Origin of the sequence: Pusillimonas sp. MFBS29, assembly GCF_020687695.1 — a bacterium.
Lineage (GTDB): Bacteria > Pseudomonadota > Gammaproteobacteria > Burkholderiales > Burkholderiaceae_B > Pusillimonas_C.
The window spans coordinates 25,572-46,024 of the sequence record NZ_JAJEWL010000010.1; the positions used below are offsets into that span (position 1 = coordinate 25,572).

At 59.8% G+C, this 20,453-nt stretch carries 13 protein-coding genes and 1 tRNA gene; 4 read left to right on the plus strand and 10 right to left on the minus strand.

Annotated elements, in window-relative coordinates; translation table 11 throughout:
• Nucleotides 1–168: 168 nt before the first annotated feature.
• Complete coding sequence (locus LKR43_RS14190; protein WP_227684868.1) at nt 169–594, minus strand: VOC family protein; 426 nt, start codon at nt 592–594, stop codon at nt 169–171.
• Nucleotides 595–654: 60 nt separating this feature from the next.
• Here LKR43_RS14190 and LKR43_RS14195 point away from each other — a divergent pair, with 60 nt between their 5' ends.
• Entirely contained in the window at nt 655–1,269 is a 615-nt protein-coding gene (locus tag LKR43_RS14195; RefSeq protein ID WP_227684869.1) for a TetR/AcrR family transcriptional regulator, read from the plus strand.
• Nucleotides 1,270–1,333: 64 nt separating this feature from the next.
• On the opposite strand, the gene LKR43_RS14200 is transcribed toward LKR43_RS14195, so the two are convergent.
• Both LKR43_RS14200 and purB read right to left on the minus strand, forming a co-directional pair.
• Nucleotides 1,334–1,409: transfer RNA gene (locus LKR43_RS14200), tRNA-Lys, on the minus strand.
• An 83-nt stretch (nt 1,410–1,492) separates the two neighbouring features.
• The gene (purB, locus tag LKR43_RS14205) at nt 1,493–2,869 is read right to left on the minus strand and encodes an adenylosuccinate lyase (protein WP_227684870.1); all 1,377 of its coding nucleotides are present in this window, start codon (nt 2,867–2,869) and stop codon (nt 1,493–1,495) included.
• 251 nt (nt 2,870–3,120) lie between these two features.
• Between purB and LKR43_RS14210 the strand changes: the two genes are divergently transcribed.
• The gene (locus tag LKR43_RS14210; protein ID WP_227684871.1) at nt 3,121–3,738 is read left to right on the plus strand and encodes a glutathione S-transferase N-terminal domain-containing protein; all 618 of its coding nucleotides are present in this window, start codon (nt 3,121–3,123) and stop codon (nt 3,736–3,738) included.
• Between the two features lie 97 nt (nt 3,739–3,835).
• Nucleotides 3,836–4,645 carry a sulfite exporter TauE/SafE family protein gene (locus LKR43_RS14215; protein ID WP_227684872.1) on the plus strand — a complete coding sequence of 270 codons (810 nt, stop codon included), beginning with the start codon at nt 3,836–3,838 and terminating at the stop codon, nt 4,643–4,645.
• Nucleotides 4,646–4,650: 5 nt separating this feature from the next.
• Here LKR43_RS14215 and LKR43_RS16220 read toward each other — a convergent pair whose 3' ends face one another.
• The 7 genes from LKR43_RS16220 to aroG form a co-directional block, all read right to left on the minus strand.
• Nucleotides 4,651–11,400: an autotransporter outer membrane beta-barrel domain-containing protein gene (locus tag LKR43_RS16220; RefSeq protein ID WP_255676080.1), complete on the minus strand. Its 6,750-nt coding sequence runs from the start codon at nt 11,398–11,400 to the stop codon at nt 4,651–4,653.
• Nucleotides 11,401–11,572: 172 nt separating this feature from the next.
• On the minus strand, nt 11,573–12,688 hold the full coding sequence (gene mnmA, locus LKR43_RS14225) for a tRNA 2-thiouridine(34) synthase MnmA (protein WP_227684873.1): 1,116 nt from the start codon (nt 12,686–12,688) through the stop codon (nt 11,573–11,575).
• A gap of 19 nt (nt 12,689–12,707) precedes the next feature.
• Entirely contained in the window at nt 12,708–13,946 is a 1,239-nt protein-coding gene (gene glcF / locus LKR43_RS14230; protein ID WP_227684874.1) for a glycolate oxidase subunit GlcF, read from the minus strand.
• A gap of 8 nt (nt 13,947–13,954) precedes the next feature.
• Nucleotides 13,955–15,046 (minus strand): glycolate oxidase subunit GlcE, encoded by a 1,092-nt coding sequence (gene glcE, locus LKR43_RS14235; RefSeq protein WP_227684875.1) that lies wholly within the window; start codon nt 15,044–15,046, stop codon nt 13,955–13,957.
• 9 nt (nt 15,047–15,055) lie between these two features.
• The gene (locus tag LKR43_RS14240) at nt 15,056–16,549 is read right to left on the minus strand and encodes an FAD-linked oxidase C-terminal domain-containing protein (protein ID WP_227684876.1); all 1,494 of its coding nucleotides are present in this window, start codon (nt 16,547–16,549) and stop codon (nt 15,056–15,058) included.
• A 40-nt stretch (nt 16,550–16,589) separates the two neighbouring features.
• Nucleotides 16,590–18,002 (minus strand): FAD-binding oxidoreductase, encoded by a 1,413-nt coding sequence (locus LKR43_RS14245; RefSeq protein WP_227684877.1) that lies wholly within the window; start codon nt 18,000–18,002, stop codon nt 16,590–16,592.
• Between the two features lie 51 nt (nt 18,003–18,053).
• The gene (gene aroG / locus LKR43_RS14250; protein WP_227684878.1) at nt 18,054–19,148 is read right to left on the minus strand and encodes a 3-deoxy-7-phosphoheptulonate synthase AroG; all 1,095 of its coding nucleotides are present in this window, start codon (nt 19,146–19,148) and stop codon (nt 18,054–18,056) included.
• Between the two features lie 439 nt (nt 19,149–19,587).
• Between aroG and ehuB the strand changes: the two genes are divergently transcribed.
• A complete protein-coding gene (ehuB, locus tag LKR43_RS14255; RefSeq protein WP_227684879.1) occupies nt 19,588–20,445 on the plus strand; it encodes an ectoine/hydroxyectoine ABC transporter substrate-binding protein EhuB in 858 nt (285 codons plus the stop codon).
• The last annotated feature ends 8 nt before the right edge of the window (nt 20,446–20,453 follow it).

The window sequence follows — 20,453 nt, forward strand, 5'->3', positions numbered from 1 at the left end:
TAGAGGGGGATTCCGGCAAATTTCCGGCAGGAATCAGGTGCTTACTGTAGATCCAGCGTCAGATATCGGCCAGTAGCTGTATTTCAAGCACCGTGTTTGAATGACTTCTTATAGGAACGCCAACACATTTGACATCATCAATAACAGACCCGGCACCAGCGTCAGGGGCTATGCGCCTGCAGCGTCAGCGTACTGCGCCGCAAATTCCTTGCTTGGGGCAATCGGCATGATGACGTCAATCATGACGCCGTTGGGGTCTTCGGTAATGAAGTGGCGTTGGCCCCATTTTTCGCTGCGCAATGGCAACAGCATAGGCAGCCCCTCCGGGAGTAGCTGGGCATGCACTGCATCGACATCGTCCACTTCAAAATTCAGTAATACTCCGCTTGCTTGTTGGCCCCGGTTTTTTTCGGGAACACTTTCGTGACTGCCATCGAGAACCGCCACATTGACGTTGGTATCCTGCGATGACTGCAGATGCACATACCAATCGCTTTCGAACAGGGCCACCATCTCGAAGTGGCGCATGTAGAACGCTGCAGTTTGTGCCACTTTTGAAGTCATGATGACCGGGTAGAACTGAGAAGTTTTCATGTTTTCCTCCTAAAGCATACAATGTGTATGTAAATTCATTAAAACATACAGGCTGCATGTATGCAAGAGAAAAGGACATCCCGTAGCAATCAAGAGCGCACCGAGTCCACACGGTCGGCGCTGATTGCTGCTGCGCGACGGCTGTTTGTGGAGCGGGGTTATGCGGCGACTGGCACGCCCGACATCGTGAGAGCGGCCGCTGTGACCCGGGGAGCGCTTTATCACCACTTCGAAGACAAAGCAGCTCTTTTTTTTGCAGTCTCCCAGCAAATGGCGCAGGAGGTGGCGAGCGCCATAGAGGCTGGTAGCAGCCAATCAGGATCACCGCTAGATGCGCTGATGGACGGCTCGCATGCGTACTTTCAATCGATGGCCGAATGCGGGCGAGCGCAGCTGCTGCTGCAGGACGCCCCTGCGGTGCTAAACGCGCAACAGTTGGCCCAGCTTAGTGACATGGCTGGTGCGTATGAGTTGGAACAGGGGCTTGGTGCACTGTTGATGGGAAATGATGTTAGCGCCTCCATTGCACCCGAAGAGCTTCATGCGCTCACGCAATTGGTATCCGCTGCCTTCGACCGGACGGCGCAAGCGCTTGCTCAGAAGCAAAGCATTGCTTGTCATCAGGCGGCTCTGCACAAGCTCTTGCAGGGCCTGTGCAAGGTGTATGCGAAGTAAAGTGCCGCAACTGAGAAAACAAAAAGGCCAACCCGAAAAGATTGGCCTAAGTGCTTGATATGACTGGTGGGCTGTGACAGGCTCGAACTGTCGACCTACGGATTAAGAGTCCGCTGCTCTACCAACTGAGCTAACAGCCCATCGCTGCAAAGACCAAGATTCTAGCGCAAAAATCAGGCCCTAAACAAGAAAATCACAAAAATTTCAGGAAAAAATCACAAAATTAAATGCGCTTGGCCAAGTCGGCCGCCAGGCCGATGTAACTGCGCGGCGTCATGGCCAGCAAACGGGCCTTGGGCTCGTCGGGCAGGTCCAGGCCGTTGATGAATTCTGTCAACCCTTCCTGATTGATGCCCTTGCCTCGTGTGAGCGCCTTCAGTTGCTCGTAGGGCTGTGGCAGGCCATATCGACGCATCACAGTCTGAACCGGTTCGGCCAGCACTTCCCAGCATGTATCGATGTCGGCATCGATGGCGGCGGCGTTCAGCTCGAGCTTGTTCAGGCCGCGCAAGCAGGAATCGTAAGAAACCGCGCAGTAGCCAAAGGCAACGCCCAGGTTGCGCAAAACCGTTGAGTCGGTCAGGTCGCGCTGCCAGCGCGAGACCGGCAGTTTTTCTGACAGGTGGCGCAGCATGGCGTTGGCCAGCCCCAGATTGCCTTCGGAGTTCTCGAAGTCTATGGGGTTGACCTTGTGCGGCATGGTGGACGAGCCGACTTCGCCTTCCTTGAGCCGTTGCTTGAAGTAACCCAGCGAGATATAGCCCCAGATGTCGCGGTTCAGGTCCAGCAAGATAACGTTGGCGCGTGCGATGGCGTCGAACAGTGCCGCCATCCAGTCATGGGGTTCTATCTGTATGGAATACGGGTTCTGTACCAGGCCCAGGCTGTTCAGAACACCGGCGCTGAATGCGGGCCAGTCAATCTCGGGATATGCCGAGAGGTGGGCGTTGTAATTGCCGGTCGCACCGTTCATCTTGGCCAGGGGCTCGACATTACGAATGGCGGCGATGGCGCGGTCCAGGCGTGCAGCCACGTTGGCAAATTCTTTGCCCAGCGTGGTCGGGCTTGCCGGCTGCCCGTGCGTGCGCGACAACATGGGTTGATCGGCAAACTGGCGCGACAGTGTCTTCAGGTGTTCGCAAAGCTCGGTCAGACGAGGCACGACGAACTGTTCACGTGCCCGCGTAAGCATGAGCGCATGCGAGGTGTTGTTGATGTCTTCGGAGGTGCAGGCAAAGTGTATGAACTCAGCGGCCGCTGCCAGCTCGGCGTTGCCGGCTACGCGTTCCTTCAACCAGTACTCAACCGCCTTGACGTCATGGTTGGTGGTTTTCTCGATTTCTTTGATGCGAGCTGCGTCACTCTCGGAAAAATTGTCGACCAGCGCCTTGAGTGTCGCTTTGGCTTCGGGTGAAAACGCAGCCAGCTCGGGCAAGCCGGCTTCCGACAAACCCGTCAACCAGGCCACCTCGACTTCGACGCGATGTGCCATAAAGCCGGCTTCAGACAGGGTTGCGCGCAGCGGCTGGCCTTTGGCAGCGTAACGGCCGTCAAGGGGTGACAAAGCATTCAAATGGCTAAGTTGGGGGTCAATTTGCATGACAGCTCACAGGTAGAAAAATCACCCGGAATTCTACCACCCGGGGTATTGGCCAACCGCCCTGTTCCCGCCTTGTCAAGCAGCCCCATAACCCAAGCCGCCCAAAAAGTCACAAGCTTTTGTTGTAAATAAGCATATAAACGACACATTATGCGCTTAGGGGGCCAAGAAGCGGCTTTGTCCGGCTTCTGCGGGTCTCTCAAGACGCTATCCTGCTATACTTTTTTTGCCCGCAACTTCCTGTCTTTGCTATGAAACTCATTGGTTCCCTCACTAGTCCTTATGTTCGCAAAGTACGCATCGTAATGGCTGAAAAGAAACTCGATTACGAGTTCGTCCTCGAGGATGTGTGGGCTGAAGACAGCAGCATTCAATCGCATAACCCGCTGGGCAAGGTTCCCTGTCTGCTTATGGACGACAACGGCAGCCTGTTTGATTCGCGGGTCATTGTTGAATATCTCGATACGCTTTCCCCTGTTGGCCGGCTGATTCCTCAGCCGGGGCGCGACCGCGCCGCCACCAAATGCTGGGAAGCCATTGCCGACGGCACGCTCGATGCCGCCGTGGCCATCAATATTGAAATCAACCGCCGTGACCCGGCATTGCGCAGTCAGGCCTGGATCGACCGCCAGTACAAGAAAATCAACGCTGCGCTCGACTCGATGAATACCAGCCTTGACGATCAACCCTTCTGCATGGGTGTCAATTTCAGTCTGGCCGATATTGCCGTCGGTTGTGCCCTGGGCTATCTTGACCTGCGCTGCCCTGAGCTCAACTGGCGCGCCCAATACGGTAATTTACGGCGGCTCGACGAAAAACTTCAGGCCCGTCCTTCGTTCGTCAGCACCCAGCCACCCGTCCAGAAGTAGTTTGCCAAAGTCCGAGCCTGCTTCCAGTATTTGTCCCGCCCGGGTAGCACTACCCGGCTGGCAGGCACTCGCCTGCACACGTTAACCTTGTATTCCCATGAGTTATTTCTTTATCGTTGAATTGATCCTGCTTGGCATCGGCAGCGGCTTTCTGGCCGGCTTGCTGGGCATAGGCGGAGGCATGGTCCTCGTGCCTTTCCTGACTTATCTGATTTCTGCACAAGGGGTAGACGGCGAGCTCGCCGTCAAGATGGCCATCGCCACCTCGATGGCCGTCATCATCTTCACTTCAGTTTCCAGTGTGCGGGCCCACCACAAGCGTGGTGCCGTACGCTGGGATATCGTGCGCAAGCTGGCGCCGGGCATCGTCCTGGGCAGCATGATAGGCAGCATAGGCGTGTTTTCGGTGCTCAAGGGCGCCTACCTGGCCATCGTTTTCGGTGTTTTCGTGGCATTCTCGGCCACACAAATGTTTCTCGACAAGAAGCCGCCACCGACACGCCAGATGCCGGGCACCGGCGGCCAGTTGCTGGCCGGCGGCTGCATAGGCTTTCTGTCTGGTCTGGTCGGTGCAGGCGGGGGCTTCATCAGCGTACCCTTCATGACATGGTGCAATATTGCCATTCATTCTGCCGTGGCAACCAGCGCCGCGCTGGGCTTTCCCATTGCGTTGGCCAACGTGGCCGGCTATATCGTGTCGGGCATGGCCATGACCGATCTGCCACCGGGCTCGTTCGGCTATATCTACCTGCCTGCCCTCGGCCTGATCGCGGCGGCCAGCGTCTGCACCGCCCCGCTGGGTGCGCGCGCTGCGCACAGCCTGCCTGTGAGGCGGCTCAAGCGCATCTTCGCGCTTATGCTCTACATGCTGGCAATTTATATGCTCATGAAGGGCATAAGCGCCTGAGGCAACTAGAACGGCATCATCACCTTCAGCATGCCGCGATGGCTGCGTACATGCTCTGAAAATTCGCCTTCATATTCCAGGCGGAAATCGATGCCGCTCACATTGCTGATTTGCAGACCCGCGCCGACCCGGCCAATGACATCATCCATAGGAATCGTGGTTTCAAACTTGCCGGCACCTTCAGGCGCGCTCTGGAACCGGGCTTCAACGCTATATTCGTTTTCTGACAGAAAGGTCACTCCGCCATACAGGTAGGGGCGCAACACGGCGCCGTTATCCAGCTCTACCCTGCCTCCGAACTCGATCATGGGCGACACTCCCATGACGAACTGGTTGTTGCTCTCCACTTCCAGGTGCGAGGCGTTGCGCGACTCGGTATACGCGGGGGTGTGCGTGTAAAACGCATCCAGATCCAGATAGGGTTTTACATAGATGGCTGGGCCGGCAAATGTACGCGCCATCCGCAGCTTCAGCCCCGCACCATAGATATCAAGATCTGCCTTGGCGCGACTTTCCAGGCCGGGCAGGCGAATACGGCGCTCAAGGTCAAAGTTGCCATAGCCGGCCGACAACGCTCCCGAAAAAGTCCATGGGCCGACTTCACGCTTGACCACCACACCTGCATAACCACGGTCGCCCTCTCCGGTGACACGGCCAAAATCGCTGCTCATATGCGTATTTTCATAGGCGGCCGATCCACCCACGAACCAACCCGGACTGACCTGCTTCTGACCGCCGAACTGATAGGTCAGCGTATCGTAAGAAAAGCCAGTCAAGCCGCGTGCGCCGTCCTGATTGGTCGTGCGTCCCGAGAACTGCCCCCATACGCAATCCTGTTCCCTGGCCAGGCTGCCTTCTTGCTGGAAGGCCGGACACGACATCATGGCGCCTGTGAAGCGTGACATACCCGCCAGCGCACGCGCTCCCGGGGCAAGACCCACACCGACAGACAAGTCCTGAAGCCGCTCGGAATATTCACCCGCTCCCATTCGCGAGGTCATATCCAGCGCCGCAAACAATGGGGCCATCTCTGAGTTTCCACCGAGGCCCCAGCCGCGCTGCACATGCTGCGCCACGGAGTCTTCGCTGATGGCCAGCTTCATGGCCGGTGTCGCAAAATCTGCCGCGGCAGGCCTGACCCGCAGTGCACTGTCATGAATACGGGCTTCGTAATCAACGACCGGACTATCCTTGGCCCGTATCGGGCTGTCCGAGTCGTGTCCACCTTCGAATTTGACGATGGTCACCTCGCGATCGGGCAACAGGGCAGTCGGCTGTACATTGACCTGACCGGCCAGCTTCGCATGGCCCTGCACCACCATGTGTCCGGCACGCAGCCGGTCAAAGTCCACATCGGACTGCAGTGTGCCTGCAGCGATCTGATCCATATTTCCGGTCACGATCAGCTTGTCATAGGCAGCAGGCCGGCCTATGACAAGCGTGCCGGCATTAAGCAGGTCAGCCTGATAAAGCGTGGCATTGGAGAGCAAGCCGCCGGCCTGGTTTTCAATATGGCAGGACGAGCCATCCAGTCCGTTGCCGCAACTGACATTCCCGCTGATCCGGCCGGCGTTCCTGATGGCAAACATCGAAGCTTCGACCTTTTCCCCGGAATCATTAGTTTGCACGATGCTGCCGTCCTGACGAACCGCCTGCCCTTCGGGGCCGGCCACGACCGCCCCTTCGCTACTCACATTAAGCGTATTTTCGCCGCTGCCTGCAAACCAGACAGCGCTGGCATTGCTCCCGGAGCCGCCGGTCACCGTGCCATTGACGTTAACGGTGATGTTGCCGCTGCCTTCGGGACCTGTGCTTTGTGCAAAAATGCCGGTCGAGTTTTGCCCGCTGACGTGGATGTCTCCGGCCTGCGTCACGGTAACGTCCTGCCCGCGACCGGTGTTGTCGAACGCTGCCGTGCTGCCGGCAAAACCGCCATCAGTGCGACCGCCCAGGCCGCCACCGCCACCGATGGACTGCGCGATCAGACCGTAGGCATGGTCGCCGGTGGTCTGTATAGTGCCGTCCAGGTTGACTGCCACGGCGCCGCCGCTGCCATTGCCGCCGGTCAGGCTGCCGCTCAGGGTTCCTGCCGCCCAGTATTGCGATCCCAGTTGTATGCCTATTGTGGTGTCACCGGCAATACCGCCGCCACCGCCAACCGATTGGGCAATAATGCCATGAGCGCCAGCGCCGGAAGTCGTGATGCTGGTGCCTGACAGCAGGTCCAGCGTAACTGCGCCGCCGTCACCGGCGGCACCGCCACGGCCGCCCAACGCCAGACCCTGCAGCCGGCCCGTCCGGCCGACACCGCCTATCCCGCCACCGCCGCCCACTGACTGGGCCACGATGCCATGCGAGCGCTCGCCCTCGGTCTTAAGTTCGGTGCCCAACTTCATGTTGACCTCACCGCCATTGCCCGCGACCCCGCCGTGCCCACCCACCGACAAGGTGATGGAGTGGCTGTCTTCCTGCAGCAAGGCCGCCTGGCTGCTGCCCATGCCGCCGATACCGCCGCCACCGCCGACCGATTGGGCCACCACGCCCATGGCATCAGAGCCCATGGTTTTCAGGGTCAGCCATGAAGTCTTTTCATCGAGGTCAATGATCTGCACCGTGCCGCCATTGCCTGCCGTGCCGCCGTCGCCGCCTGAAGTGCCCCCTATCGACATGGTGCCGCGCGAGCGGTCGGAACCATCACCACCCTGGCCTCCACCGCCTCCCACGGATTGCAGCACCACACCATAAGCGCCGTAGCCGGCAGTCTGGATAACATTCTGGTGGCTGCCGTCGAACTTCGCCGTGACGGTGCCTCCGTCGCCACCCACGCCACCGGTGCCGCCCACACCTACCAGCACGTTGGCCGCAATCTTGCTGCCGGTGGCCGTGGCGGAGCCGCCGGCCCCGCCGCCACCGCCTATGGACTGGGCCACGATGCCGTCAGCCCAATCACCGGACGTAGCGATCTTGCCTGCGTAATCCAGGTCGACGCTGCCGCCATGGCCACCACTGCCGCCACGCCCGCCGACCGTAACATTGAGGCTGTATGCCGAACCTGCGTCGGTCAGCCGGGTGGTGTTGTCGCGATAGATGCCCACGCGGGTCAGTATGGGATGGGACGATGCGTCGCCCCCCATGGAGCCGCCCAGGCCACCACCACCGCCTATGGACTGCAGCAGGACGCCATCGGCATCGCCGCCGGCCGTGCGTATTGCGCCATCGATATTGGCGGTCACGCCACTGCCGTCGCCGCCCGACCCGCCTTCCATGCCCACACTGATGCCGACTCTGGCCGATTTGCTCTTGCCCGGCGTGCCATCCGGCTTGGGGGTGCCTGCCTTGCCCAGCGACAGATACACCGTGCCGCCCTGCGAGGCGCCGCCACCGCCGCCTATGGACTGCGCCACGATGCCGCGTGAACCCGAGCTCAGGGTGTTGATCGTGAAATTGGGATTCAGGGCGACATCGACATTGCCTGCCGCACCACCGTAGCCGCCGGTTCCGCCCAGACCTATGGTCAGCTTGATCGTATCCATGCCGCGTCCGGTGGCATAGGCGTTGCTGCTGCCCACACCGCCGTTGCCGCCACCGCCGCCTATAGCCTGGGCCAGCAGGCCATCTGCATAATTGCCATAGGTGACGATACTCGAGGCAGGCACCGCTACCGTTTCAAGCGGCAGCTGTATGGGCGACGGCAAGGCTGCATACTCCGCTTCAGCGTCGCCCAGGGTCACCTGTACATTGCCGCCATCACCGCCGCTGTCGCCGCTGCCTCCCAAGGCAACACCAGCCGTAAGCGTCAGCGCATTCTTATAGCCTATGGTTCCGCTCAATACTGAGGCATCACCGCCATTACCGCCGCCACCGCCCAGCGACTGGGCCACAACGGCATGCGAACCATCGCCCAGTGTTGCAACAGCCGAACCGTCAGTCAGGCTGACGCGTGTGATGCAATTCGAATCGCCGTCGGGGCAGGCGTCTCCGCCCGCGCCGCCGCTTCCGCCTATGGCAGCCGTCATATTGATGGCCAGCGGCTTGCCCAGGCTGGTGGGTATGGCCACGACGATATCGCGGGCGCTCACACTGCCGCCATTGCCACCGCCACCGCCTATGGTTTGGGCCACCACGCCGAAGGACTCGTTGGGCGCATAGTGCATGGGGTCGGGATTGTCCAGGTCCATGCCTGTAGTAATGCGCGTGTCTTGCAAATCGACCTCGGCCTTCTGGCCCACGCCGCCCGTGCCACCGCTGCCGCCCAGCGCCACCGACGCACTGAAACCGGCCGAGACGTTGAAGTAGTTCGAATCGCCGCCATTGCCGCCACCACCGCCGACCGACTGCGCCAGCACACCGATGGCATGGGCGCCTTCCGTCTGTACATCCAGGCCTTTGTAGCTGACCCGGGTCTGGCCGGCATTGCCGCCTGCGCCGCCGGTTCCACCTATGCGCAAAGCGGCAAACGAGGCCACGCTGACGTTGTCAACGCTGCCGCCGTTGCCGCCGCCACCGCCCACGCTTTGAGCAACCACGCCCATGGAGTAGTCGCCGTGAGTCTTGACCTGGCTGGCCTGGTCAGAGGTCCAGCCATCGCAGCCGCCGCCATTGCCCATGCAGACCAGGCCGCCGTCGCCCCCGCCGTCTGCGCTCCCGCCCACGGCCAGCGTCACGCCGGCCGACGCGGTAAAGGTATCGCCGCCATTACCGCCGCCACCGCCTATGGACTGGGCCAGCGCGCCCAGGGCAAAGTTGCCCGACGTTTGAATAGTGCCAAGGTCGCGTACGGTCACGGTACCGCCGTTGCCGCCGGCCGCTCCGTCTCCGCCCACGCCCACCACCCCCACGCTGTCGCCGCCGCTGCCTCCGCCGCCGCCGATGGATTGCACGATCATGCCCATGGCGGCATTGCCCTGGGTAGTGATGGCCCCTGCATTGTTAACCAGCACATCGCCCCCCTGGGAGCCTGACGAACCCGCCGCGCTGCCGCCGATGCTGAGCAGCCCTATCGAACTGCCCGAGGCACCGCCGCCGCCGCCGATGGACTGCGCCAAAATGCCGTGCGAACTGTAGCCCGCGGTGCTGAGGTCGCCCGCATTGCTGATATCGACCGAGCTTGCCTGGCCGCCACCGGCACCGTCGCCGCCCAGCGATACCAGCGACGACACATTCACGCCGCCCGCGCCGCCGCTGCCCGCAATGGATTGCCCCAGGATGCCGTAGGCATGCTCGCCCTGGGTGGTGATGTTGCCGGCGGCACTGATATCCACCGTGCTGGCATCACCGCCATTGCCGCCATTGCCGCCTTGCCCACCCAGCACCGAAACAAACTCACTGCCTGTTCCGCCGCCACCGCCGATGGAATGCGCAGCAATACCGGTGGCGAAGTTTCCACTGGTGGCAATCAGCGAACCGGCGGCCGTCTCGACGCTGACCGGGCTCGCATTGCCACCAAAACCACCGCCGCCACCTTCGCCGGCCAGCGCCGCCGCATCGCCGCCGTCGCCACCCTGCCCGCCCAGGCTCAGGGCGCGAATGCCGACCAGATTATTGCCATGCGTCGTAATACGAGCACTGCTTTCGGGAATGCTGACGGTAACGGCACTACCCATGCCCCCGTTGCCCGCAGGGTTGTCTTTTCCAGGACCGGTGCCTCCCTTGCTGCCGATGCTGCGGGCGGCGATGGCGGCACCGGTGCCTTCAAAAGTACCGTCGACATCCAATAGCACGCTGCCGCCGGCGACCACATTCACCATGCCGCCATTGCCGCCCAGCCCGCCGTCATCGCTATCGTCGAAAGACTGCATCCCCAACCCGCCTATGCTGCGTGCGTTGATGCCGTAGACATTGCCGTCTCCCTGGCCGGTCCAGTAGCTGTTGATCTGGCCCGAGTGATCGACGGTGACCGTATCGCCGTTGCCGGCATTGCCGTTATCGGGCCCGCCGGCGCCGCCGCCGGAATCCGCATAGATTGCCGCACCCTCGATATAGTCGCCATAGGCCTGCATCCGGCTATCGTCACTGCCAAGATTGATGACCCCGGAATTGGATACGGTGACCGCGCCGGCATAACCGCCGTCGCCGCCATACTGATTGTCGACCACGCTATCGTTCTGTTCGCCGCCGGTGCCACCGCCGCTGACGGCAATAATGCCGTACATGCCCGAATCGATGGCTTGCACCGAGCCGCTCATGGTAATGTCGCCGCTGTTGCTGACCTGAACGCTCTGCCCCCAGCCGCCACGGCCGCCATCTGAATCGTTGTTCTGATTGTCGGTGTCGCCGTTACCCCCCAGCGAAAATGCGGAAATCAGGCTGCCAAAGTAGCCTGAGTTGGAGGTGCCATCCAGCAGAATCGACGCGCTGTTGTCCAGAGTAACGCTACCGCCCGATCCGGCATCTCCTTCCTCGGCGCCATTGCCGCCCCGGGATTGCCCCATGATCACTCCTCCGGTGCCGACCTTGGAAACGTCCGGATATTCGCCGGCATCGATGGCATAAGCACCCGAGGTACTAATCTCTATGCTGTCGCCCTCCCCGCCCGTCCGGGCGTCGTCGTCATCATCAATACCAGAGCTGCCGTTGCAAACCTGGTAGTAATAGGAAAATTCACCTTCCGGACTAGAGGAACAACTGGCCTGTGCTTCGCCTGTGGCAACACCGCCGACACCGAGGCCGGACAAGATCAATACCCGCAACAGTGTTGGCGTGAAAATACGGTTTATGCGGCGGGATCCACGGACGGATTTGCGGTCGTAACGCATTGCGCTCCTTTGGTATGCAAGGCTGCGACAATAACGACGGTTCTGGTGTATAGGTTACGCAGCGCTATGGTTCATGACACACCAAGTGTTTCATAAGCGCTGCATCCGTAACAAGGCTTTTTCGACGAAACAGCTATTTACGTCGTCGAACAGACATTTATCTGCTGAAAAATCAGAAAATAATGCCGCCGCCCAGGCACACATCGCCCTGGTACAGCACGGCAGACTGCCCGGGCGTGACGGCCCACTGCGGGTCGCCGAAAGACAAGGAAAACCCGTCATCGGCAACACGGGCCAGCGTGCACGGCGCGTCGGCCTGCCGGTAGCGCGTCTTGGCGGCGTAGGGCCCGGGCTCGGGCGCATGGCCGGCGATCCAGCTGACGTCCTGGGCGTTCAGCTCTGAAGCCAGTAGCCAGGGGTGATCATGTCCCTGGACAACATACAGGGTGTTGCTGGCCAGGTCTTTACGGGCGGTGTACCAGGCATCGGCGGTGCCGTTGTCGCGCTGGCGGCCTTTCACGCCGCCTATGCCCAGGCCCTTGCGCTGGCCCAGCGTATAGAACGACAGCCCCTGATGCCGGCCTACGGTCACGCCTTCCGGGGTCTTGATGGGGCCGGGCTGGGTCGGCAAATAACGGTTCAGGAACTCACGAAAAGGCCTTTCACCAATAAAGCAGATGCCGGTGGAATCTTTCTTCGCGGCGTTGGGCAGCTGCAGTTCGTGCGCCAGGCGCCGCACTTCGGTCTTGGGTATTTCGCCCAAGGGGAAAAGCGTACGTGCCAACTGAGCCTGATTGAGCCTGTGCAGGAAATAGCTTTGATCCTTGCTGAGGTCGAGCGCCTTGAGCAGTTGATGCTGCACGCCTGCCTGCGTCTCGATGCTGCGCACGCGTGCGTAGTGCCCGGTGGCGATGTAATCGGCACCGAGTGTCATGGCATGATCAAGAAAGGCCTTGAACTTGATTTCGGCGTTGCACAGAACATCGGGGTTGGGCGTTCGACCTGCCGAATATTCGCGCAGAAAGTCGGCAAAGACCCGGTCTTTGTATTCTGCGGCAAAGTTGACGGCTTCGATATCAACACCCACCAGATCGGCCACGCTGGCGGCGTCGAGCCAGTCCTGCCGTGTGGAACAGTATTCGCTGTCGTCATCGTCTTCCCAGTTTTTCATGAAAAGACCCAATACTTCGTAGCCCTGCTCTTTGAGCAGCCACGCGGCTACGGAGGAGTCAACGCCCCCCGACATACCAATAACGACACGCCCTTTTTTTGCTGATGATTTACTCATGGGCGGTATTTTATGCCGTTTAGCGTGACGCCGCCGTCAAAGCCTCATCGACAACCTCTATCCAGTGCCGCACCGGCGTATCGGTGCCACTTTGCAGATGTGTGATGCAGCCGATATTGGATGAGACGATGGTATTGGGTTCGGCCGCGTGCAAGGCATCAAGCTTGCGGTCACGCAACGTTTTGGATAGTTCGGGCTGAGTCACCGAATAGGTGCCTGCGGAACCGCAGCACAGGTGGGAATCGGCAAACGGCTGCAGGTTGAATCCCAGCTCGGTCAGCAATTGCTCGCTGACACCGCGCAGGCCCTGCCAGTGCTGCAGGGTACATGGCGGGTGAAAGGCCGTTTTCTCGGGCAGGTTCGCCAGCCTGGACTTGAGCTCGGCGCCGTGTGGAGCAACGATTTCTGCGATATCGCGCACCTTGTCGACCACACGCATGGCTTTGGCGACGTATTCGGGATCGTGGCGCAGGTGATGGGCGTATTCCTTGACCATGCCGCCGCAGCCCGATGCATTCATGATAATGGCCTCGGCCTTGCCGCTATCAAGCAGGGGCAGCCACGCATCGATATTGGCCCTCATTTGTTCAAGCGCCGCTTCCTGTGCATCAAGGTGGAAATTGATCGCACCACAGCAGCCGGCGCCCGGCACCACGCGGGTTCCTATGCCCAGGACATCAAGCACGCGTATCGTGGCGGCATCGATACTGGGCATCATGGCCGGCTGCACACAGCCCGCCAGCATAATGACCTGGCGGGGATGACGCGCGCCATCGGCAGGCGTCCGGCCGGCAGGCCGGGCTTGCGGGACTTTGTTGCGCAACACTTCCGGCAGCACCGGCCGCATTAAGCGGCCCAGCTTCATGGCCGGCCCGAACAGCGAAGAATTCAGCGCGTGGCGCAACACGCTGCGGGTCAGGCGCTGCCCCAACGGGCGTTCGACTTTCTGATCGACCAGATTGCGTCCGATGTCGACCAGCGCACCATACTGCACCCCCGACGGACAGGTGGTTTCGCAGTTGCGGCAGGTCAGGCAGCGATCAAGGTGCTGCTGGGTTCTTTCGGTAGGCTCGGCGCCCTCAAGCACCTGCTTGATCAAATAGATGCGGCCGCGCGGACTGTCGCGTTCATCCCCCAGTATCTGATAGGTTGGACAGGTGGCCAGGCAAAAACCGCAATGCACACAGCGACGCAGTATCTCGTCGGCATCATTGCCCAGATTGGTGTCGCGCACCCAGGAAGCTAGATTTGTTTGCATCGTTGGCCTTAGAAATCCGGGAACAGGCGTTTGGGGTTGAAAATACCGGTGGGATCGAGCTCTTGCTTGAGCCTCCGGCTGATGTTCTTCAGGCCCGCCTCAAGGGGATGAAACACGGGCAGATCGGCCGCCTTGCTGTCATAGCGGTATAGCGTTGCATGGCCGCCCAGGCGCGCAATGCGGTCACGCAAATTGGCGGCCGATGGCACATTCGATACCCAGCGCAATCCGCCATTCCACTCGATCAGGGTGGGCCCGAAATCCAGCGCAGGCGTCTGGGGCGGAACGGCCAGCCTCCAGATCGGCCGCTGCTGGAAAAATTCATGGGTCTGGTCACGCAGGCTGGACCAGAATGCCTGCTCATCGGGCAGGACTTCGCCCCCCACTCTTTGGGCGGCACTGCTTACGGCCGGTTCACTGCCCGACACGCGCACATGCAACCGGCCGACCTGGCCAGGCTCGCCGGTCCAGGCCGTGGCGGTAATAGGTATGGGCAGGCCCCGCCACGCGCCGAACAGTTTCAGCGCCTGCGCCTCGGTGACATCCAGCACAAAGCTGGCTTCCTGGAAAGGCTTGGGGACGACCTTGACGGAGACTTCGATCAAGGCGCCAAATATGCCCATAGAGCCGGCCAGCAAGCGCGAAATGTCGTAGCCCGCCACGTTCTTCATGACTTCGCCGCCAAAGTTCAGCACTTCGCCGGAGGAATCCAGCAGCTTGGCGCCCAGCACGAAATCGCGCACACTGCCCGCAGCCATGCGCCGTGGCCCCGACAGGCCGCTGGCAATACAACCGCCTATGGTCGAAGCGGGGCCAAAGCGCGGCGGCTCAAAGGCCAGCATCTGATTCTGTTCATCGAGCGCGGCTTCGACATCGGCCAGCAGCGTGCCGGCCCGAAGCGTCATGACCAGTTCCGAAGGCTGATAGTTGACGATGCCGGTATAGCCCGACATGTCGAGAATGGCGGTTGCCGGCAACGGGTCGGGGTCGAGCCCGGCGCCATAGAAACGCTTGGTGCCGCCACCCTGAATGTATACGGGACGCTCAGCCCCTCGGGCTGCCAGCACCTGCTGACAGAGATCAGAAAGTACGAATTCCATACAACGCTCTTAAAAACGGGGTAACTCGGGAAAGCGGATCGCCCCGCCATGCACATGCATCTTCCCGTATTCAGCACAACGCACCAGCGTAGGAATGACCTTGTCTGGATTGAGCAAATCATAGGGATCGAACGCACGCTTGAAGGCACAGAAAAAATCGAGTTCCTCGCGCGTGAACTGCACGCACATCTGGTTGATTTTCTCGATACCGACACCGTGTTCGCCGGTAACCGTGCCGCCGACCTGCACACACAGCTCGAGAATGGCGGCACCGAATTTTTCTGCGCGCTCGACCTCGTTGGGCTGGTTCGAATCGAACATGATCAAGGGATGCAGATTGCCGTCGCCCGCGTGGAACACATTGGCGCAGCGCAGACCGAATTCGTCTTCCATTTCTTCGATGGCGCGCAGCACCCGGCCCAGATGCCGGCGCGGTATGGTGCCGTCCATGCAGTAATAGTCGGGCGACACACGACCGGCTGCCGGAAACGCATTCTTGCGACCGGCCCAGAACACCAGCCGTTCCTGTTCGGACGAGGACACCTGCAACCGCGTGGCGCCAGCCTGCTCGAACACAGCCAGCATGCGCTGGATTTCGTCTTCAACCTCGGCTTCGGTGCCATCGGATTCACACAGCAAAATGGCTTCCGCCTCGAGGTCGTAGCCCGCCTTGACGAAGGGTTCAACCATATGCACCGCGCGCTTGTCCATCATTTCCAGGCCTGCCGGGATGATGCCGGTGGCAATGATGTTGGTGACCGCCTGCCCGGCCGTTTCGACACTGGCAAAACTGGCCATGATTACGCGGGCGCTGGCCGGCTTGGGAATCAGCTTGACCGTAACCTCGGTGACCAGACCCAGCATGCCTTCCGAACCTATGAACGAGGCTAGAAGGTCTAGCCCCGGGCTGTCGGGAGCCTCGGAGCCCAGCTCGATGACATCGCCATCTATGGTGACCACACGCACCTTCAGGACGTTGTGTACGGTCAGGCCATACTTCAGGCAGTGAACCCCACCCGAGTTCTCGGCGATGTTCCCGCCTATGGAACAGGCAATCTGGCTGGAAGGATCAGGCGCGTAATACAAGCCATAAGCCGCTGCCGCCTCGGAGATCGCAAGGTTGCGCACCCCTGGCTGCACAACGGCGGTTGCGGTCTCGGGATCGATTTTCTGTATGCGATTAAGCTTGGCCAGACCCAGCACAATGCCTTGTGCATGAGGCATGGCGCCACCCGACAGGCCGGTACCGGCGCCGCGGGCAACGATGGGAATATTGAACGCCTTGCACGCCTTGAGCACTGCAATGATCTGCGCTTCGTTTTCAGGCAGGATGACCACAGGCGGCAAGGTCCGGTACAAAGACAGGCCGTCGCACTCATAGGCGCGGGTGTCTTCGACCTTGGACAAAATGCAATGCCTGGGAACGTCATCGCCCAGCCGCGCAATCAAGCCGGCAAAATCTGGTACTTGCGTGGCCAACCCATTCATGGCTGTCTGGTTCATTGAGTCTCTTTGTTGTTATGTGTTGTGCAGCTAGCCAGTTTCATGCTTGTGGAATGATCTTCCCTGGATTCAATATATTGTGAGGATCAAAGGCTTGCTTGAGGCTGGACATGAGATCCAGGGCGTCTTGGCCGTGCTCTGCCCGCATGAACTCCATTTTATGCAGGCCCACGCCGTGCTCGCCGGTGCAGGTTCCCTGCATGGCAATGGCACGCTCGACCAGGCGGCGATTCAACTGTTCGGATTCTGACCACTCTTCGGGATTGTCGGGGTCGAGCAGCATCAGCACATGAAAATTGCCGTCGCCCACATGGCCGACGATGGTGTACGGAAAGCTGGCCTGATCAAGCTCGGCGGCCGTTTCGGATACACACTCGGCCAGACGCGAAATAGGTACGCAGACGTCGGTGGTGCTGGACCGGCAGCCGGGCCGCAGCTGCAGACCGGCGAAATACGCATTGTGGCGAGCAGTCCAGAGACGGCTGCGGTCTTCGGGCTGTTCGGCCCACTCAAAATCCATGCCGCCGTTATCGCGGGTAATGGCCTGAACCACTTCGGCCTGCTCTTTCACGCCCGCCGGGCTGCCGTGAAACTCAAACAGCAGCAAAGGCGATTCTTTCAGACTGAGCTTGCTGTAGGCATTGGTAGCCTTGACGGCCCAGGCGTCCATAAATTCGACGCGCGCAACCGGCACCCCCATCTGTATGACCTCGATGACGCTTTGGACGGCGTCTTGCAGCGTAGGGAAGTTGCAGATGGCGGCCGAGATGGCTTCGGGCTGCGGATACAGCCGTATGGTGACTTCGGTAATGATGCCCAGCGTGCCCTCGCTGCCCACGAATATGCGGGTCAGGTCGTAACCGGCCGACGACTTGCGAGCCCGGTTCGCGGTTTCGATGATGCGCCCGTCGGCGGTAACCACCTTGAGCGACATAACGTTTTCGCGCATGGTGCCATAGCGCACGGCATTGGTGCCCGAGGCGCGCGTGGCGGCCATGCCGCCCAGGCTGGCGTCAGCCCCCGGATCGATAGGAAAAAACAGCCCGGTATTGCGGATTTCCTCGTTGAGCTGCTTGCGTGTCACACCTGCCTGCACGGTTGCGGTGAAGTCTTCAGGGTTAACGGCAACCAGCTGATTCATGCCGGACAGGTCGAGGGTGATACCCCCCTGCACTGCCAGCAAATGACCCTCGAGCGATGACCCGACCCCGTACGGAATCAGTGGCACCTTGTGCGCATGACAATGACGCGCCACCCAGGCGACGTCGTCGGTGCTGTTTGCGAACACCACCCCATCGGGCAACATGGGCGGGTACGGCGATTCGTCTCGCCCATGGTGTTCGCGCACTGCATGCGCGGTTGAAAAGCGATCGCCAAACTGCGCCGCCAACGCTTCTAAAAAGCCTTCGGGCACAGGACGGCGAATCGCCTGTGAAAACTCGGGGGCATTCATGCCATTACTCCTGAAAACACTGATGCTAGCCTAGACTCAATACTACGAGGTTTATACCTTGCTGCCGATCAGGGCATTTGCTGATTGCGTGACACTCTGACGGCGCTTCGTGACCGCCTGCGCCAGGCGCCCGAGCACCTGCTCTGAGGTTTCCCAGTCTATGCAGCCATCGGTAATGCTCTGACCATAAGTCAGGGCTTGCCCGGGGACCAGATCCTGACGGCCGCCGACCAGATTGCTTTCTATCATGACGCCGAAGATACGCTCGTCGCCCGCTTCCATCTGTTTGGCAACATCTTCAAGTACCAGCGGCTGGTTCTTGTAGTCTTTGTTGCTGTTGGCATGACTGGAGTCGATCATGATACGTGGACGCTGCCCGGCCTTGATCAGTGCCTGGCACGACGCCTCGACGCTGGCCGCATCGTAATTGGGTGCCTTGCCGCCACGCAGGATAAGGTGGCAGTCTTCGTTGCCGGCGGTCGACACAATCGCCGAATGGCCGCCTTTGGTAACCGACAGGAAGTGATGGGACTGCGATGCCGCCATAATGGCATCAATGGCAATCTTGGTGTCGCCGCCGGTGCCGTTCTTGAAGCCTACCGGGCAAGACAAACCCGACGACAGTTCGCGGTGGACCTGGCTTTCTGTGGTGCGCGCGCCGATGGCACCCCAGGAAACCAGGTCAGCAATGTATTGCGGAGTGATCATATCGAGGAATTCACAGCCGGCGGGCAAGCCCAATGCGTTGACGTCGATCAGCAATTCGCGTGCCGTACGCAAGCCCTGATTGATATTGAAGCTGCCATCCAGGCCGGGGTCGTTGATCAAGCCCTTCCAGCCTACGGTGGTGCGGGGTTTCTCGAAATACACGCGCATGATGATTTCAAGCTCGCCCTTGAAGCGTTCGCGCTGCTCCACCAGGCGCTTGGCGTATTCAATGGCGGCAACCGGGTTATGAATGGAACATGGCCCGATCACAACGACCAGACGGTCGTCGGAACCATGCAAAACATTGTGTACGGCGCGGCGGGCGTCATGGACCGTAGACGAGATCCCGGTAGTGCAGGGAAACTCGCGCATGATATGCGCAGGTGGGCTCAGTTCCTTGATTTCTCGGATACGTAAATCATCAGTGTTGTACGTCACGATGGACTCCAGATTATTTGCCTGCTTGCCGGCGGATACAAAAAAAGCCGCCTAGCTTTGCTGGCGGCTTTTTGGGAATTTGATTCTTTTTTACTGCGTACAGCGTTTCCCTTCCTCCACCAGCGGTTTTGGAAAAGCAAAAAAATAAAAAAAGAAAAACGGGATTGCGCGGTACATGGTAGGTAACTCTAGCACAGAGTTTTCCTCCTGCCAATAAAAACTCGGGCTGCCGAGCCTATCGATTACCCTTGCATCCCCCGGCATAAAGGCAAGCCGTCCATATCATTACACTAATATTAATTTGAGTACAAATAATTTAATGATGTATGATTTCTCTGATGATCATTTCTGAGCTAACGGAGAAATGGGCACAACAGGCCAGTCCAGCACGGCCGGCCGGGAATGTCTTGTTCTCCAGCACAAAGACAAGGACAACGCTATGAACACGATAAAAAAACTTGCCATTTGCACTCTTGCCGCCGGTTTGACGAGCGGATTGGCAAGCCAAGCCAGCGCGGCCAGTCTCCAGGAAATCAAGGATCGCGGCACCGTGCGCATTGCGGTTGCCAATGAGATCCCCTACGGCTACATGGACATGAGCGGCGAAGCCAAAGGCATAGGCCCTGAAACCGCCCAGCATGTCATGGAGCAACTGGGCATCAAGAAAATAGAATGGGTTACCACCAATTTTGGTTCGCTGATTCCTGGCCTGCAGGCCAACCGCTTCGATATGGTGTCGGCCGAGATGGCCATATTGCCGGCGCGCTGCAAAGAAGTGCTGTTTTCCGAGCCCAATAGTTCTTACGGTGAAGGCCTGCTGGTTGCGAAAGACAACCCCAACGACATCCACACCTACGAAGACTTTGCCAAGTCCGACAAGAAAGTGGCCATTATGGCGGGTGCCGACCAGCTGGAAATGCTGCAGGCCCTGGGTGTACCGGGTGAGCGCATGGTCACTATTGCGAACAACGCCGACGCCATTTCCACCGTATCGACAGGCCGCGCTGCAGCCTATGCCGCCACCAGCCTGACAGTAAGCGAGCTGGCCAAAAAGAGCGACAAGGTCGAGGCCGCCAAAGACTTTACCGACCCGGTGATCGATGGCACGCCCGCACGTAGCTGGGGCGGCTTCACCTTCAGTCAGGACTCCAAGGATTTCCGTGACGCCGTCAACGCCGAACTGGCCAAATTCAAGAAGACCGAAGCATGGGGCAAAATCATGGCCCAGTACGGATTCAGCGAAGCCGATGCCAAGGAATCATTCAATAAAACCACCGAGCAACTTTGCGCTGAGTAAAGCGTAGA

Coding starts and splice junctions, on each gene's coding strand:
- LKR43_RS14190 (WP_227684868.1), bottom strand. CDS start 594: ATGAAAACTTCTCAGTTCTACCCGGTCATCATGACTTCAAAAGTGGCA.
- LKR43_RS14195 (WP_227684869.1), top strand. CDS start 655: ATGCAAGAGAAAAGGACATCCCGTAGCAATCAAGAGCGCACCGAGTCC.
- purB (WP_227684870.1), bottom strand. CDS start 2,869: ATGCAAATTGACCCCCAACTTAGCCATTTGAATGCTTTGTCACCCCTT.
- LKR43_RS14210 (WP_227684871.1), top strand. CDS start 3,121: ATGAAACTCATTGGTTCCCTCACTAGTCCTTATGTTCGCAAAGTACGC.
- LKR43_RS14215 (WP_227684872.1), top strand. CDS start 3,836: ATGAGTTATTTCTTTATCGTTGAATTGATCCTGCTTGGCATCGGCAGC.
- LKR43_RS16220 (WP_255676080.1), bottom strand. CDS start 11,400: ATGCGTTACGACCGCAAATCCGTCCGTGGATCCCGCCGCATAAACCGT.
- mnmA (WP_227684873.1), bottom strand. CDS start 12,688: ATGAGTAAATCATCAGCAAAAAAAGGGCGTGTCGTTATTGGTATGTCG.
- glcF (WP_227684874.1), bottom strand. CDS start 13,946: ATGCAAACAAATCTAGCTTCCTGGGTGCGCGACACCAATCTGGGCAAT.
- glcE (WP_227684875.1), bottom strand. CDS start 15,046: ATGGAATTCGTACTTTCTGATCTCTGTCAGCAGGTGCTGGCAGCCCGA.
- LKR43_RS14240 (WP_227684876.1), bottom strand. CDS start 16,549: ATGAACCAGACAGCCATGAATGGGTTGGCCACGCAAGTACCAGATTTT.
- LKR43_RS14245 (WP_227684877.1), bottom strand. CDS start 18,002: ATGAATGCCCCCGAGTTTTCACAGGCGATTCGCCGTCCTGTGCCCGAA.
- ehuB (WP_227684879.1), top strand. CDS start 19,588: ATGAACACGATAAAAAAACTTGCCATTTGCACTCTTGCCGCCGGTTTG.